Source organism: Thauera aminoaromatica S2, assembly GCF_000310185.1.
GTDB classification, from domain to species: domain Bacteria; phylum Pseudomonadota; class Gammaproteobacteria; order Burkholderiales; family Rhodocyclaceae; genus Thauera; species Thauera aminoaromatica.
Genome location: NZ_AMXD01000101.1, coordinates 1 through 14,459, shown reverse-complemented (window position 1 = coordinate 14,459; position 14,459 = coordinate 1). Strand labels below are relative to the sequence as shown.

Sequence of the window (14,459 nt, the reverse complement as noted above, 5' to 3'; positions counted from 1 at the left end):
GCCGCGGCGAAGCCGAGCGTGCGGCGGATCTCCGCGTCGCCCCCCGCGCCGGCGGCGGGCGCGGCGAACTCGCGCGCGAGCTGCAGCGCGTCCATGCCGACGATGGTGTGCGGGTCGTCGGAGGCGGCGAGCCGCGGGAGGATGCCGCCGAGCAGCACATAGGAGAGGCCGAGCGCGCCGTCGTCGAGCTCGAGCGCGCAGAACTCGCCGTTCTTCGATGCGGCCGCCTCCGGCGGCGGCAGGTGCAGGGCGCGCACGCGCGGGATCGGGCAGCCGGCGGTGGCGCGTTCGAGTTCGGCGATCAGGTCGGTGGCGAAGCTCATGATGGACAGCGGCGCAAGGCCGGGCGGTGGGGTCGGGCGAGCCTACCACGACGGCACGCCCCTGCAGGAGCGCCGCAAGGCGCGAATCCGGCCGCGGGAACGAGACGCGCGGGGATTGCCCGAAGGCCGACGTTCGCGGCGTGCGCCGCTCCTACAACCGGTCGCCGCGGTGGCGGCCGGCACGGATGGCAGCGGCAGCCGCCTCGGGTGTGACGGTGGCGGCACGGTTCTCGGGGGTGCGCAGGGCACCGGGGAAATAGTCCGCGGTGAGGTGGCTGGAATGCACCGGCGAGCCACCGCCGGCAGCAAGGGTCGGGGCGTTCGCGCCGGCGCCATCGCCACGCCGCTTGTCCGCGTCGGCCCCACCCGGCTTGTCCGTACCGCCTCCATAGCGCCGCCAGTCGCGCACCCAGTGGATGTCGTCGGCGAGTTCGAGCAGGCCGATGGTCTCGCGGTCGCCGATCAGGATGCCCTGCACGCGCAGGCCGCGCTCGCGGCGGGCGGCCTCGACGCGGGCGGCGAGCGCCGGGGTGGCGCCGAATTCGCCATCGGACGCGATCAGCAGGTCCGCGAGCTGCCAGCCGGCTTCGTCGAGGCGGGCGAGCGCACGCTCGAGCGGGGCGCAGATGTCGGTGCCGCCGCCGAAGCCCTGGCCGAGGAAGCGGGCGAGCCGGCCGACGCCATCGACATCGACGCCGAGCTCCATCTCGACCACCTCGTCGGGCCCGCCGAAGGCATACACCCGGCAGGCGCGGCGCCGGGCGTGAGCGCAGCGCACCGCCTCCAGCACGACCGCCTTGGCCACCGCCTCGGCGCCCCCCTGCATCGAGCCCGAGGTATCCACGCACACCAGCATCGGCCCCTGCTCCAGGCGCCGTGCCGGCGCAGGGCGCTGACTGGGGCGCAGCACCGGCGCCGGGCGCAGGCAGTCCTCCTGCAGGTGGTCGTCGTCCTCGTAGGCGAGCAGCGTGCGCTCGGCGCGGCGCGCATGCCAGACCAAGCGCAGGCGCGGATGGCCGAGCAGCGTCGCCTCGGCCGGCAGCATGCGCGCGATCCGGCCCGAGCGCTGCACGCCGCGCGTTTCGCCGGGCAGGTCGGGCACCCGCACCCGGTGCGAGACGCTGCGCTGTATCTCGGTGTGCTCGACCACGGCGTGCAATGCCCGGCTGGATTCGGCGTCCTCGTCGGTGGGGCAGGCGCGGCCGAGTGCGCGCAGGATGCGGGCGAGCTCGGGCAGGCCCTCGATCAGCGCGCGGATGCGCAGCACCTCGCGCCAGTCCGTGCTGCGCAGCAGGCCGCGCAGCGCATCCCAGCGGGCGTTGTCGAGCAGATCGCCGAGATCCCCGAAGGCGCCGACCAGCTCGTCGATCTCGCCGCAGCGCTCGGCCCAGTCGGCAGCGAAGGAATCGAGCGCCCTCGCCTGCGCCGCGGCCTCGGTATCGCCGCGGTCGCGGTAGTCGACGATCAGGTCGAGGTGGAAGAGCAGGCCTTGCAGCACGGTATCGACCAGCGCGGGCTGGTCTGCACAGTAGGCGGGCAAGCCCAGGCCCCGGAAGACCTCGCGCACGGCCTCCTGCACCTCCGCCTCGGGCCAGGCCGCGCAAGACCCGGGCAGGCCGCCGGCGAGCAGCGCAGCCCGCCAGGCTTCGAGCGCGGCGAGACGGCCCGCGAGTTCGCCGCCGGAGTGGGTCATGCCACCGAGCCAGAGCGGACGCGGCAGGCGATCGAGCGGCGCGAGCACGGCTTCGAGCGCCTCGAAGAGCCGGGGGACGGGTGGAGCCTCGGCGGCCCGGGCGCGGTCCGGCGGCAGCGGCGCGGGCGTGCTGTCGGCCGCCGCGGAGGCCGATTGCTGCGCGACGGCGGGCGCCACGCCGGAACCTGCATCGCCGGTCGCCATCACCCCCTCCTCACTCCGGCAGCGGGTCGTGCTCGACCGGCGCGGGCGCCGCGCCTGCCTGCTCCAGCCGCGGCAACGCCTCGAAGCCGGCACGCGCGCTGCGGGCGCGGGCCTCGAGCCCGGCCAGTACCGCATCCACCGCGTCCAGCCCGGAACGCGCGCAGGCGACGAAGGCAGGGTCCGCCCACAGCGCCTGGTCCGCCCATGCCTCGAGCGTCGCACGCTGCGCGCCGAGTTCGCCGCGATACGCCGCCAGGCGCGCGAGCACGCCGTCGAGCTGGGCCGTGCGCGCACCGATGTGCAGGCTGCCATAGCGCCGCATGCGCGCGGCGCTCATGCGCAGCGCCGCCGCCCCGCCCTTGGCGTCGCCGATCGAGCCGGCGAGCTCGCCGGCCTGCGTCGCCACCGGGTCGATCGCCGAGAAGCGCAAGCGCCCACGCTCGTCGTAGTCGAGATCCCGAGCCTCGCGCTCGGTGGCGAGCTGAGCCTCGAAGGCCTCCACCACCCGCGTGATGCGCGGCGGCGACCAGACCTCGCGGATCCCCAGACGCGCCGCCAGCCAGTCCGCCACCGCCAGCCGCGTGGGCTCGTCGGCAGCGACGCAACACGGCGCCAGGCCCAGATCCCACTCGCTCGCCGCCGCCCTGCCCTCGCTCGCCGCGGCCACGCGCAGCAGGTGGGCGAGCTTGACCCAGCGCCGGTCGGATACATACACCCCACGCCCCGCCAGCCAGGCCCGCAGCTCGCCGAGGCGGTCGAGCACCGCCGCAGGCAGTGCGCAAGCGGCGGCAGCCTGCGCCAGCGCCGCGCGGTCGGCCTCGTCGAGCTGCAGTCCGGAAGGCGGCGCGAGTACCTCGGGCGACCCCGGGCGATCCTCGCCGAGCAGCCACCGAAACCCCTCCGCGCTCACCGGTGCCACGGTCAGGCGCAGCAGGAAGCGGTCGAAGAAGGCCTCCGCCACCTCGTCCTCGGGGACCTGGTTGGTCGCCCCCACCACGCTGATCAGCGGACAGCGCAGGCGGCCCGCGCCGTTGTCGAACTCGCGCTCGTTGAGGAGTGTCAGCAGCGCGTTGAGGATCGCGCTGTTGGCCTTGAAGACCTCGTCGATGAAGGCCACCGCCGCATCGGGCAGGAAGCCCGCCACGTGGCGCTCGTAGCGGTCTTCCTCGAGCGCGCGGATCGACAGCGGGCCGAAGAGCTCCTCCGGCACGGTGAAGCGGGTGAGCAGGCGCTCGAAATAGCGCGCATCGCGAAAGGCCAGGTGGATGCGGCGCGCGAGCGCGCTCTTGGCCGTGCCGGGCGGCCCGATCAGCAGCGAGTGTTCGCCCGCGAGCGCGGCGAGCAGGCTCGCGCGCAGCACCTGCCGGCGTTCGACCAGGCCCGCCTCGAGTACGGCGAGCAAGCCGGCGAGCCGCTCGCGCAGCGGCGCGCGCGCACTCGCCATCAGGCGCTGGGGCCGTGCGCCGCGCCGTAGGCGTGGGCCTTGAGGGTCTCGAGGTCGATCACGCGCAGCGCCGCCTCGTGGGTGGCCTCGAGGATCACCGGCGGCGCCACGCCCGCCTCGAGCGCCTCCTTCCAGCGCAGCGCGCACAGGCACCAGCGGTCGCCCGGCTTCAACCCGGCGAAGCGGTACTCCGGTCGCGGCGTCGACAGGTCGTTGCCCGCCCGTCGCGAGAACTCGAGGAAGGCCGCATCGACCTTCACGCAGACGACGTGGCGCCCGAGGTCGTCCTGCCCGGTCTCGCAGCATCCGGTGCGGTAGAAACCGGTCAGGGGGGAGTAGCTGCAGGCGAGCAAGGCTCCGCCCAGCACGTTCTTCGAGGTGTTCATGGTCGGCGATCCGGAAGTCTTTCGTAGCGGCATCGGCGAACGCCCGCGGCGCCCGCGGCCCACCGCGTCCGGATCATTGTAGCGGCCCGTCCCGTGCGCGGAACACCCCCGCCGGGTCGAGGCCCGCACCCTTGAAATTCCTTTCGCATCGCCACGTCAGACTGCCATAATTCTGGTACTTTTAACTTTTCCCTCGAATCGCAGACGCCCATGGCTGGAAAGTCCGACTCCAATTCCGAGTTCATCAGCACAGCCCAGGCAGCACGCCAGCTCGGCCTGTCGCTCGGTGCGGTGCAGCAAATGGTCGAAAGCGGAACGCTGGCAGGCTGGAAGACCGCCGGCGGCCACCGCCGCATCCGCCAGGACTCTGTCGACGCCCTGCTCGCGCATGCGCGCTCGCCCTCGGCACCGATGCGCAGCAACCGTGAGCGCCTGCGCGTGATGGTGGTCGAGGACGACCGACTGCTGCAGAACATCTACCGCGAGACCTTCCTTACCTGGAGCCTGCCGCTCGACGTGCACCTGATGGAGCACGGCCTCGATGCGCTCGTCGAGGTCGGCCGCGAGCCGCCCGACCTGCTCATCGCCGACCTGCGCATCCCGGGCATCGACGGCTTCGAGATGATCCGCCGCCTGCGCGACAACCCCCTGTCGAGCGACATCGCCATCGTCGTGGTGTCCGCGCTCGGTCCCAAGGAGATCGCCGCGGCGGGTGGACTGCCGGAGGACATCACCGTCTATCGCAAGCCCATTCCCTTCCACGAGCTGCACGGCTACGTCCAGGCGATGATCTCGATGCGCCGCCGCGCTCGCCACCCGGGCTGAGCGCCGCCTGCCCCGCGAGCCTGCTCGATGGAGACCCCTCGCGCGATCCGCGGGATGAGCCTGCGCGCCAAGCTGATCGCGATCTTCATCGCGATCAAGGTGGTGCCGCTGGTGCTGCTCGCGGTGTTCGCCTGGAAGGCGGCGCACGATCTGGGCCGGCTCGTCACCGAGCGCGCGATCACCATGTCCGACGTGATGCGCGACACCCAGATGCGCACCGGCCAGACCGCGATCGACGACGCCATCGACGCACTCGACGACCGCTCGCGCGAGGCCATCGAAACGCTCACCACCGCCACCGCGCGCAGCATCGCGCAGTTCCTCCACGAGCGCGACGGCGACATCCGCGCGGCCGCCAGCCTGCCCGCGGACGCGGCTGCCTACCGCAGCTTCGTCGACACCCGTGTGCGCAACATCGAGGAGCACGGGCCCTACGCGCTCGACGCCGAGGGCGAGCGCTGGGTCGAGCGCGACCCGCAGCCGCGCGAGCTCGCGTTGGTGCGCGCGCCGCTGCCCGACAACTCCAACAGCTTCCATTACCGCGCACCCGACACCCACATGCGCGGCACCCCACGCCCGCTCTTCCTCGAGATCACCTTCATCGACCGCGACGGCCACGAGCGCATCAAGGCGCTGAGCGAGACCGGCCGCCAGGTCCTCGACCCCGGCCTGCGCGACATCACCCGGCGCGAAAACACCTTCGTGCGCGCCGAGACCTACTGGCCGGCACTGAAGGCCCTGCGCCCCGGCGAGATCCACGTCTCGCGCGTGATCGGCGCCCAGGTGCGCACGCACTGGATCGGCGACTACACCCCCACTCGCGCGCAAGCCCTCGGCAAACCCTTCGCCCCCGAGGACTCCGGCTACGCCGGACTGGAGAACCCGGTCGGCAAGCGCTTCCGGGGATTGATCCGGTGGGCGGCCCCGGTGCTGCGCCAGGACAGGATCATCGGCTACGTCACGCTGGCGCTCGACCACGCCCACCTGATGGCCTTCACCGACACCCTGCGGCCCACGCCCGAACGCTTCGCCCCGATCGCCGACCCCGCCTCGGGCAACTACGCCTTCATCTGGGACGACGAAGGCCACAACATCTCGCACGCGCGCGACTACTTCATCCACGGCTACGACCCTGCCACCGGCGAGCGCAGCGTGCCCTGGCTCGACCGCGAGCTCTACGAAGCCTGGCGCAGCAGCGGACGGTCCTGGCCGACCTTCTCCGCCGCCCTGACGCCTTATCAGGACCAGCGCCTCACCCGGGAGCCCCACCCCGAATCCACCGCCTCGGGCCTGGTCGCGCTCGACTGCCGCTACCTCGACTTCTCGCCGCAATGCCAGGGCTGGCACGACATGACCGAGCACGGCGGCTCGGGCTCCTTCACCATCCTGTTCTCGGGGCTGCGCAAGCTCACCACGGTTGCCACCATCCCCTACTACACCGGCCAGTACGGCAGGACGCCGCGCGGCTTCGGCTACGTCACCATCGGCGCCAATGTCGACGACTTCCACCGCGCGGCCACCGAATCGGGCCAGCGCATCGGCAAGATGATCGGCGAGGCCGACGCGCTCACCCAGCACGAGCGCGACACCCTGGTCGGCGACATCGCAGACCAGCTGCGCGGGACCACCACCCGCCTGGCCGCCTCCACGCTCGCGATGGTGCTCGCGGTGATCCTGATCGCGATCTGGATGGCCGGGCTGCTCTCGCGCCGGATCACCCACGTGGTCGATGGCATCCACCGCTTCGAGCAGGGCGACCTCGACCAGCGCCTGGCCGCCGCGGGCGGCGACGAGCTCGCCGAACTGGCCCGCGCCTTCAACCGCATGGCCGACACCGTGCAACGCTCGATCCGCAGCCTGGAGGATGCCCGCCACACCGCCGAGCAGGCCAACCGCATGAAGAGCGAGTTCCTCGCCAACATGTCGCACGAGCTGCGCACCCCGCTCAACGGCGTGATCGGCTTCGCCGAGCTGCTCAGCATGGAGCTCGAGGACCCCGAGCAGCGCGAGTGCGCGACCACCATCCACGACAGCGCCCGCCACCTGCTCGCGGTGGTCAACGACGTGCTCGACCTCGCCAAGGTCGAGGCCAACCGGCTCACCCTCGTCGCGCAGACGATCGACCTCGTCCCCCTGGTCGCCTCGGTGGCCGCGCTGCACAAGGTGAACGCCGAAGCCAAGGGTGTGGAGCTGCGGCTGGATCTGCCCGCCCATCCGTGCATCGTGGACGCGGACCCGGTGCGCCTGCGCCAGATCATCGAGAACCTGCTGTCGAACGCGGTGAAGTTCACCCGCGAAGGCCATATCCTCGTCGGCCTCGCCGCCGCGGACGAGATCTCGATCCGCATCGCCGACACCGGCTGCGGCATCGCTTGCGACGAGCGGGAGCGCGTCTTCGCACCCTTCTACCAGGCCGCATCCTTCCTCAACCGCGGGCACGGCGGCACCGGCCTCGGACTCACCCTGTCGCGTCGGCTCGCCCACCGGATGGGCGGCACGATCGATCTCGACTCCGTCCCCGGCAAGGGATCCACCTTCACCCTGCGCCTCCCGCGCCACTTCACCGCCCCCGCGGGCGGTCCTCCATCATGAACAAGCTCGCCTTCATCATCGACGACAGCGCGGTCAACGTCGCGGTCGCCCGCCTGCTGCTGCGCCGGCTGGGTTGGGTCGTGGAGGATTTCGACAGCGCCATCCCGATGCTCGCGCGCCTCGCCGAGGTGCAGCCCGCCTTCATGCTGCTCGACATCTCCATGCCCGACCTCGGCGGCGAGGAAGCCTGCAGGAGGATCCGCGCCAATGCCGCCTGGAACGGCGTCCGCGTCATCGCCTACACCGCCCACGCGATGGAGACCGAGCGCCAGCGCTACCTCGCGGGCGGCTTCGACGCCGTCATCACCAAGCCGATCACGATCGGCGGGCTGCACGCCGCGGTGGGCCACGCACCGAACGACTGAGCTGCGAGACCGACATGCCCCCCCACACACCCGAATCCACCTCCCACTTCGACCTCGCCGCCCTGCGCAGCGACATGTCCGAGAGCCGCGCCGCCGTGCGCGTCGTGCTGGAGACCTTCGCCCCCTGGCTGACCGACACCCGCCAGCAGCTGCGCGCGGCCATCGAGAGCGCTGAAGCCGAGCCATTGGGTCGCGTGGCCCACCGCCTGCGCGGCGCCCTCGCGCAGCTGCGCGCCGCGCCGGCGGTGGCCCTGGTGAAGAAGCTCGAGGCGCACTGCAAGGCAAATCCCGAAGCCTGCCTCTCACGGGACCATGCCGTGCTCGCCGAACTCGACGCCGAACTCGACGCCCTCGCCGCGGAAGTCGCAGCACAGCTCGAAGCGCTGCGGCAGTGAGGAGTAGCCTGTGAGGAGTACCGATTCCGGACGGGCAGCACCCGGCGCCCCGCGCACAAAAAGCGCTTTCTAATCCGCGCCCCTGCGGCTATAATGCCGCGCTTCACCGGACAGGTGGATGAGTGGTTTAAGTCGCACGCCTGGAAAGCGTGTTTGGGATAATATCCCAACGCGGGTTCGAATCCCGCCCTGTCCGCCAGAACACCTGCAATCAAGCGCCTTTCGGGGCGCTTTTTTGTTGCGCTACACGATTCAACCGTCGTCCCGAAGACCCTCGAGCGGGCATCGCCTGTTCGCGGCGGTGCAGGTTCGCCCGCATACGGCACCGTCGCCTTGCGCGCACCGGGTTGCCGAACTTTCCCCCCTCCCGCTCAGCGCGCCGGGCTGCTGAGCGAGGCGGCGATGAACCCGTCGATCGACGTCATCGCAAGGGCGAAGACCGGATGGACGAGGGACGGTCCCGGCGAAACTCCGGCGCGAGCTGACGCCCCATGTGATCGGCCCCCGATCGCAAGTTCCGCCATCCATGAACCGCTCAGGCGAGCCCTGCCCCCTGGAGGACCGGCTTCCAGCGTTCCTTGGCGATCTTCCTGAAGCCCTTGCCCTTCGGGTGCAACTCGTTCGCCCAATCCTCTTCCGCGAGCGTACCCCGGCTGTCGACGATCCGCAGATGCGCCGGGTCGCCCATCGCGATGCGCCCGAGCATGGCGTGGAACGCATCGATGAGATAGCGCACGCAGTCACGCTGGAGCGCTTCCGGCACGCCCGCGTCGACCAGCGCCGGCTTGAGCCAGCCGGCCTTGCCCGCGACGCCGCGACCATCGGGAATCGCATAGTCATACGAGTGCATCAGGATCAGGCAGTCGAGCGAGGTATGGGTGTAGATCAGGCCGATCAGGCGCCGGTAATGATCGTCCATGCGCTCCAGGAACTGACCGAGCCCGCCGTCCCCGCTGCGGAAGCAGTCGGCAGCCGACTGCGCGCCGCTGCAGTCCAAGGCGAGCAGGGGCCGCATGTCGTTGAACCCCGCGAAGTCGTTGCCGCCACCGCTGATGAACACCGCCGACAGGCTGCTGCCATATCGACGCAGCGCACCGGTGATCCGGTCCTTGTACTTGCCATCGACGTAGTCGAAGGCCTCCGCCCCGTTCATTCCCTGCGCGAGGATGGTGTGCTCCTTCTTCTCGACGATCGGTCCGAGGTAGCTGATCAGGCTGCCTCCGGGAAAGGGATACCAGAACCAGGAATCTCCAATCGCCAGAATGCTCGGCATCACCAGCGCCCGCTGCATCGCGGCTTCATCCCAGTATGCGGCCATGTCGCGCTCCTCTCGAGAAGATCCATCCGTCCTCGCCGGGAAGCAGCTTCGCATATCCCGACCACCATCGACGCCATCCGCTTTCAATCAAGGTGACAGGTGGGCAGATGTCAAGACACGCGGACGGACGCGTCCGAGGGAACACCGCAGCCTTCGAAGCTCCGCTGGATCGTCGAGGGCGCAGCGTTCGACCGGCGCCAGCTAGGAGTTCGACGCACTCGACTCCGCCGCCCCACCCCCCAGCGCCCGATAGAGCTGCACCACCGCCTGCTGCGCACCACGCGTGGCCTGCGCGAGGCCGAGCTCGCTGTCGAAGAGCTGGCGCTCGGCGTCGATGACCTCGAAGTAGCTGGAGATGCCGGCGAGGTAGCGCGCCTTGCTCACGCGCAGGCGCTCGCGGTTGGCGTGCACGAGGCGGCGCGTGGCCGCGCGCTGCTCGGTGAGGTGCTCGAAGGCGACGAGCGCGTCGGCGACCTCGCGGAAGGCCTGGCGGATCGTCGCCTTGTACTGCTCGACCAGGATGCGCTGCTGCGCCTCGGCCACCTCCACGCCGGCCTGCAGGCGGCCGCCGTCGAAGAGCGGCAGGCCGAGCGCCGGCTGCAGCGACCAGGCGTAGCGGTCGCTGTCGAAGAGCTGGCCCAGGTCGGTGCTGGCGAAGCCGAGCAGGGTGGTGAGGGTGATGCGCGGCAGGAAGGCCTTGCGGGCCGCCTCCACGCTGGCGCCGGCGGCGCGCAGGTTCTGCTCGGCGGCGCGAATGTCCGGGCGGCGCTGCAGCAGCTCCGCAGGCAGGCCGGCTTCGAGCCGGGCGGGCGTACGCAGCTCGTCGAGCCGGGCGCTGCGCGCGATCGGGCCCGGGTTGCGGCCGAGCAGGATGGCGAGTGCGTTCTCCGTCTGCGCGATGCGGCGCGCCTGGTCGGCGAGCGCCTGCTCGGAGCCGGCGAGCAGGGATTCGGCCTGGCGCACGTCGAGGATGGACGACACCCCCTCGTCGAAGCGCGCGCGCGTCAGCCGCAGCGCCTTGCGCCGACCGTCGAGCGTGCGGCGGGTGATCTCGTCCTGGGCGTCGAGATCGAGCAGGTCCAGGTAGAGCGAGGAGACCTGCGCGACCAGGCTGGTGCGCACACCGTCGGCGAGCGCGGCGCTGGCGAGCACCTCCCGACGCGCGGCCTCGCTGCGGGCGGCGAGGCGGCCCCACAGGTCGATCTCCCAGGCCGGCATCGACAGCCCGACCACGGCGTTCTCCCCGATGCGGTTCGCGCGTGGATCGAAGCCGGGCATGCGCTCGCGTGCCACGGATGCGGCGGCATCGACGCCCGGAAACAGCGCCGCACGCTCGACGCCGTACTGGGCGCGGGCGAGCTCGATGCGCTCGATCGCGATGCGCAGGTCCGCGTTGGCGGCGAGCGCCTCCTCGATCAGCGCGTGCAGTTCGGGCGCGGGCAGGATCTCCCGCCACGGCAGCACGCCCAGGCTCGCGGCGGCCTCCGCCTGCGCCACCTCGGCCTGCCGCGGCCAGCTTGCGGGCACAGGCACGTCCGGCCGCACGAAGGCGGCTGGCTGGCATGCCGCCAGCAGCAGTGCGAGCGCGGGCAGCAGGGCGGACCGCGGGCACCCGGGCAGCGACGCGCGTCTCATCGCCCCGCCTCCGCCTCGTCGCCGCGGATGCGGAAGAAGCTTGCGTACAGCAGCGGCACCACCACCAGGGTGAGTCCGGTGGCAAAGATGAGGCCGAACATGATGGTCACCGCCATGCTGCGGAAGAAGGGATCGACCAGCAGCGGCGCCACCCCCAGCACCGTCGTGACCGCGCCGAGGAAGACCGGGCGTGCCCGGCTGGCCGACGCGTCGAGCAGCGCGAGCAGGCGCGGCTTGCCCTCCCGGATCTCGACGTCGATCTGGTCCACCAGCACGATCGCGTTCTTGATCAGCATGCCGGTGAGGCTCAGGAAGCCGAGGATGGCCATGAACTCGAAGGGCGCCTGGAACAGCAGCAGCCCGATCGCCACCCCCACCACCGCCAGCGGCACGGTGAGCCAGATCACCGCGGTCTGGCGCAGGCCATTGAACATCACGATCACCGCCACCACCATCGCCGCGAAGCCGAAGGGCGCCGCCGCGGCCAGGCCGGCGTTGGCCTCGACCGAGGCCTTGTGCTCGCCGTGCCACTCCAGGACATAGCCTGGCGGCAGCGTGATGGCCTCGATCTGCGGGCGCAGGCGCTCGAACAGCGGCGCGGACAGCTGCCCGGCGGGCGGGTCGCACTGCGCCTTGATGGTCGGGAAGCGGTTCTCGCGCCGGATCAGCGCGTCCTCCCACACCGTGTCGACGCGCTCGACGAACTGGCTCACCGGCACGTACTTGCCGGCGGTCGCACTGAAGACCTGGGCGTTGCCGAGACCCTCGACGCCGCCGCGCTCGTCCGCCGGCGCGCGCGCCAGGATGGGGATCAGACGCTCCTTGTCGCGATACACGCCGATCTGCTGGCCGACGTAGTTGCGCTCGAGCGCGGCGGCGATGTCCGAGGGCAGGACGCCGGCGCGCTGCGCGGCCTCGACCGAGAAGTGCGGGCGCACCACTGGCACCGCCTGGCGCCAGTCGTCCTGGATCGCCACCGCCCCGGGGTCGGCGGCCATGATCGCCTTGGCCTCTTCCGCCAGCCGGCGCAGCATCGCCGGGTCGGGGCCGCGGAAGGCGGCCTCGATCTTCTTGCCGCCGCCGCGGCCGAGCATGAACTTCCACACCTTGACGCTGGCCTGCGGGAAGGCGGCCTCGAGCTCGGGCTGCAGGCGCTCGATGAGCCCGGCGATGTCCTCGAAGCGCGCCACATCGACCAATAGCTGGCCGTAGGCCGGGTTGGGATCTTCCGGGCTGTAGGTGAGCATGAAGCGCAGCCCGCCCTGGCCGATGAAGCTCGTCACATGGCTCACGCCCGGCGCCGCGCTCACCTTCGCCTCGGCCTCGGCGACCACGGCGGCAGTGGTTCGGATGTCGGTACCCTGCGGCAGCGCCAGGTCGACGACGAACTGCGGCCGCGCCGAATCGGGCATGAATCCCGGTGGCACGTGACCGAAGGCGAGCACGCCGGCGGCGAGCAACCCCAGCAGCACCACGCCGCTCGCCACGCGCCGGGCCAGCACGCCCTGCAGCAGGCGGCGATAGGCGCGCAGCAGGCCACCCTCCCGCGCACCCGCCTCCACCTTCACCTTCAGGAAGGCGGCGCACAGCAGCGGCGTCAGCGTGATCGCGAACAGCCACGACAGCAGCATCGAGTACAGGATCACCCAGAACAGCGAGCCGGCGTACTCCCCCATGTCGGTGGGCGACAGGCCGATCGCGCTGAAGGCGAGGATGCCGACCACGGTGCCGCCGAGCAGCGGCCACACCGTCCCACGCACCACGGCACCCGCAGCCGGGCCCACCGCCTCGCCCTTCTGCATCCGCACCAGGATGCCGTCGGTGACCACGATCGCGTTGTCCACCAGCATGCCGAGCGCGATGATCAGCGCGCCGAGCGAGATGCGCTGCATGGCGATGCCGTCCATCCACATCGCGATCAGCGTGCCGGCCACAGTCAGCACCAGCACCGCGCCGATGATCAGCCCGCTGCGCAGGCCCATGAAGAGCAGCAGCACCACGACCACGATCGCCACTGCCGCCACCAGGTTGTCCACGAAGCCCGCCACCGCGGCGCGCACAGAATCGGACTGGAAGGAGACCACGTTCAGCTCCATGCCCACCGGACGCTGGCCTTCGAGCTCGGCGAGGCGGCGCTTGACCGCGTCGCCCATCTCCACCACGTTGCCGCCGAGCACGTTGGAGATGCCCAGTCCGATCGCCGCCTGGCCGTCATGGCGCATCAGCACCGCGGGCGGGTCGACGTACTCGCGGCGGATCTCGGCGACATCGCGCAGACGCAGCAGGCCGCTCGCGGCGTCGCCCGCCACCACCAGCTCGCCGAGCGCCGCCACCGAGACCACGCCGTCCGCCGGCTGGATCTGCAGGCGCAGCGGGCCGGCATCGACCGCACCGGCGGGCGCGATCAGGTTCTGCGTGCGCAGCGAGGCGTAGATGCGCTCGAGCGGCACGCCGAGCTGCGCGGCGCGCGCGCTCGAGACCTCGACGTAGATCGCCTCCCTGCGCTCGCCCAGCAGCGCCACCCGCGCCACGCCCGGCACCAGCACCAGCTCGCGGCGCAGCAGGTCGACGTAGTCATAGAGCTGGCGCGGGCTGTAGCCCTCGCCGGTGACCGCGTAGAAGAGCGCGAAGACGTCGCCGAAGTCGCCCTTCACCACCGGCTCGGCCGCACCCGGCGGCAGGGCGCGCGCGGCCTCGGCGATCTTGCCGCGCAGCTTGTCCCACACCTGGTCGAGCTCGGCCTGGGTATGCGAGAAGGCGAGCCTGGCCTCCACCTTCACCAGCGACTCGCCGGCGCGCGACACCGAGACGACCTCCTCCACCTCCTGCATCTGCTGCACCGCGCCCTCGATGCGGTCGGTGATCTCCTCGGCCACCTGCGCCGGCGAGGCACCGGGGTAGGCGGTGACGACCACCGCCTGGCGGATGACGAACTCCGGATCCTCGAAGCGGCCGAGGCGCTCGTAGGCCAGCCAGCCGCCCGCCAGCACCAGCAGCGTGGCCACCCAGGCGACGACGGACTTGCGGATCGTGTACTCGGCGATGTTCATGCGCGGACCCGGGGCTCAGCGGGACTCGAGCGGGCGGACCGCCATGCCTTCGCGCAGCGCGCCGACGCCCGCAGCGACGACGCGCTCGCCGGGCGCGAGCCCGGACTCCACGACGATGTCGGCGCCGACGATGGCGCCGGTACGCACCGGGCGGCGCGCGACCCGCTCGTCGTCGCCGACGACCCACACGCCCGGCCGGCCCTGCGCGTCGGCGGCCACGGCGGCGAGC

Annotated in this window: 11 protein-coding genes, 1 tRNA gene and 1 pseudogene; 5 read left to right on the top strand and 8 right to left on the bottom strand. The window is 71.7% G+C overall.

The features are described from left to right. The 4 genes and pseudogenes from C665_RS14170 to C665_RS14155 form a co-directional block, all read right to left on the bottom strand. Nucleotides 1-323: pseudogene (locus C665_RS14170) on the bottom strand (Rossmann-like domain-containing protein); the annotation flags it as partial. A 151-nt stretch (nt 324-474) separates the two neighbouring features. Continuing rightward, nucleotides 475-2,220 (bottom strand): VWA domain-containing protein, encoded by a 1,746-nt coding sequence (locus tag C665_RS14165; protein WP_004315813.1) that lies wholly within the window; start codon nt 2,218-2,220, stop codon nt 475-477. A gap of 10 nt (nt 2,221-2,230) precedes the next feature. Beyond that, a complete protein-coding gene (locus tag C665_RS14160; RefSeq protein WP_004315812.1) occupies nt 2,231-3,664 on the bottom strand; it encodes an AAA family ATPase in 1,434 nt (477 codons plus the stop codon). Next, nucleotides 3,664-4,050 carry a DUF2237 family protein gene (locus C665_RS14155; protein WP_004315811.1) on the bottom strand — a complete coding sequence of 129 codons (387 nt, stop codon included), beginning with the start codon at nt 4,048-4,050 and terminating at the stop codon, nt 3,664-3,666. Before C665_RS14155 ends, C665_RS14160 begins: the two co-directional genes overlap by 1 nt. 210 nt (nt 4,051-4,260) lie before the next feature. On the opposite strand from C665_RS14155, the gene C665_RS14150 reads away from it, so the two are divergent. From C665_RS14150 to C665_RS14130, 5 genes are all read left to right on the top strand, one after another. Then, complete coding sequence (locus C665_RS14150) at nt 4,261-4,875, top strand: response regulator (RefSeq protein ID WP_004315810.1); 615 nt, start codon at nt 4,261-4,263, stop codon at nt 4,873-4,875. 27 nt (nt 4,876-4,902) lie between these two features. Further along, nucleotides 4,903-7,467 (top strand): sensor histidine kinase, encoded by a 2,565-nt coding sequence (locus tag C665_RS14145; RefSeq protein ID WP_040829334.1) that lies wholly within the window; start codon nt 4,903-4,905, stop codon nt 7,465-7,467. Next, entirely contained in the window at nt 7,464-7,832 is a 369-nt protein-coding gene (locus tag C665_RS14140) for a response regulator (RefSeq protein WP_004315806.1), read from the top strand. The genes C665_RS14145 and C665_RS14140 overlap by 4 nt, the downstream gene beginning before the upstream one ends. A 14-nt stretch (nt 7,833-7,846) precedes the next feature. Then, complete coding sequence (locus tag C665_RS14135) at nt 7,847-8,227, top strand: Hpt domain-containing protein (protein ID WP_004315805.1); 381 nt, start codon at nt 7,847-7,849, stop codon at nt 8,225-8,227. A 108-nt stretch (nt 8,228-8,335) separates the two neighbouring features. Then, nucleotides 8,336-8,426: transfer RNA gene (locus tag C665_RS14130), tRNA-Ser, on the top strand. A gap of 336 nt (nt 8,427-8,762) precedes the next feature. On the opposite strand, the gene C665_RS14125 is transcribed toward C665_RS14130, so the two are convergent. The 4 genes from C665_RS14125 to C665_RS14110 all read right to left on the bottom strand — a co-directional run. Next, complete coding sequence (locus C665_RS14125; protein WP_004315804.1) at nt 8,763-9,545, bottom strand: hypothetical protein; 783 nt, start codon at nt 9,543-9,545, stop codon at nt 8,763-8,765. A 201-nt stretch (nt 9,546-9,746) separates the two neighbouring features. Further along, entirely contained in the window at nt 9,747-11,180 is a 1,434-nt protein-coding gene (locus C665_RS14120) for an efflux transporter outer membrane subunit (RefSeq protein ID WP_004315803.1), read from the bottom strand. Further along, the gene (locus C665_RS14115) at nt 11,177-14,230 is read right to left on the bottom strand and encodes an efflux RND transporter permease subunit (RefSeq protein WP_004315802.1); all 3,054 of its coding nucleotides are present in this window, start codon (nt 14,228-14,230) and stop codon (nt 11,177-11,179) included. Before C665_RS14115 ends, C665_RS14120 begins: the two co-directional genes overlap by 4 nt. Nucleotides 14,231-14,245: 15 nt before the next feature. Next, a partial coding sequence (locus C665_RS14110) for a permuted SH3 domain-containing protein (RefSeq protein ID WP_004315801.1) occupies nt 14,246-14,459 on the bottom strand: 214 nt, incomplete at its 5' end.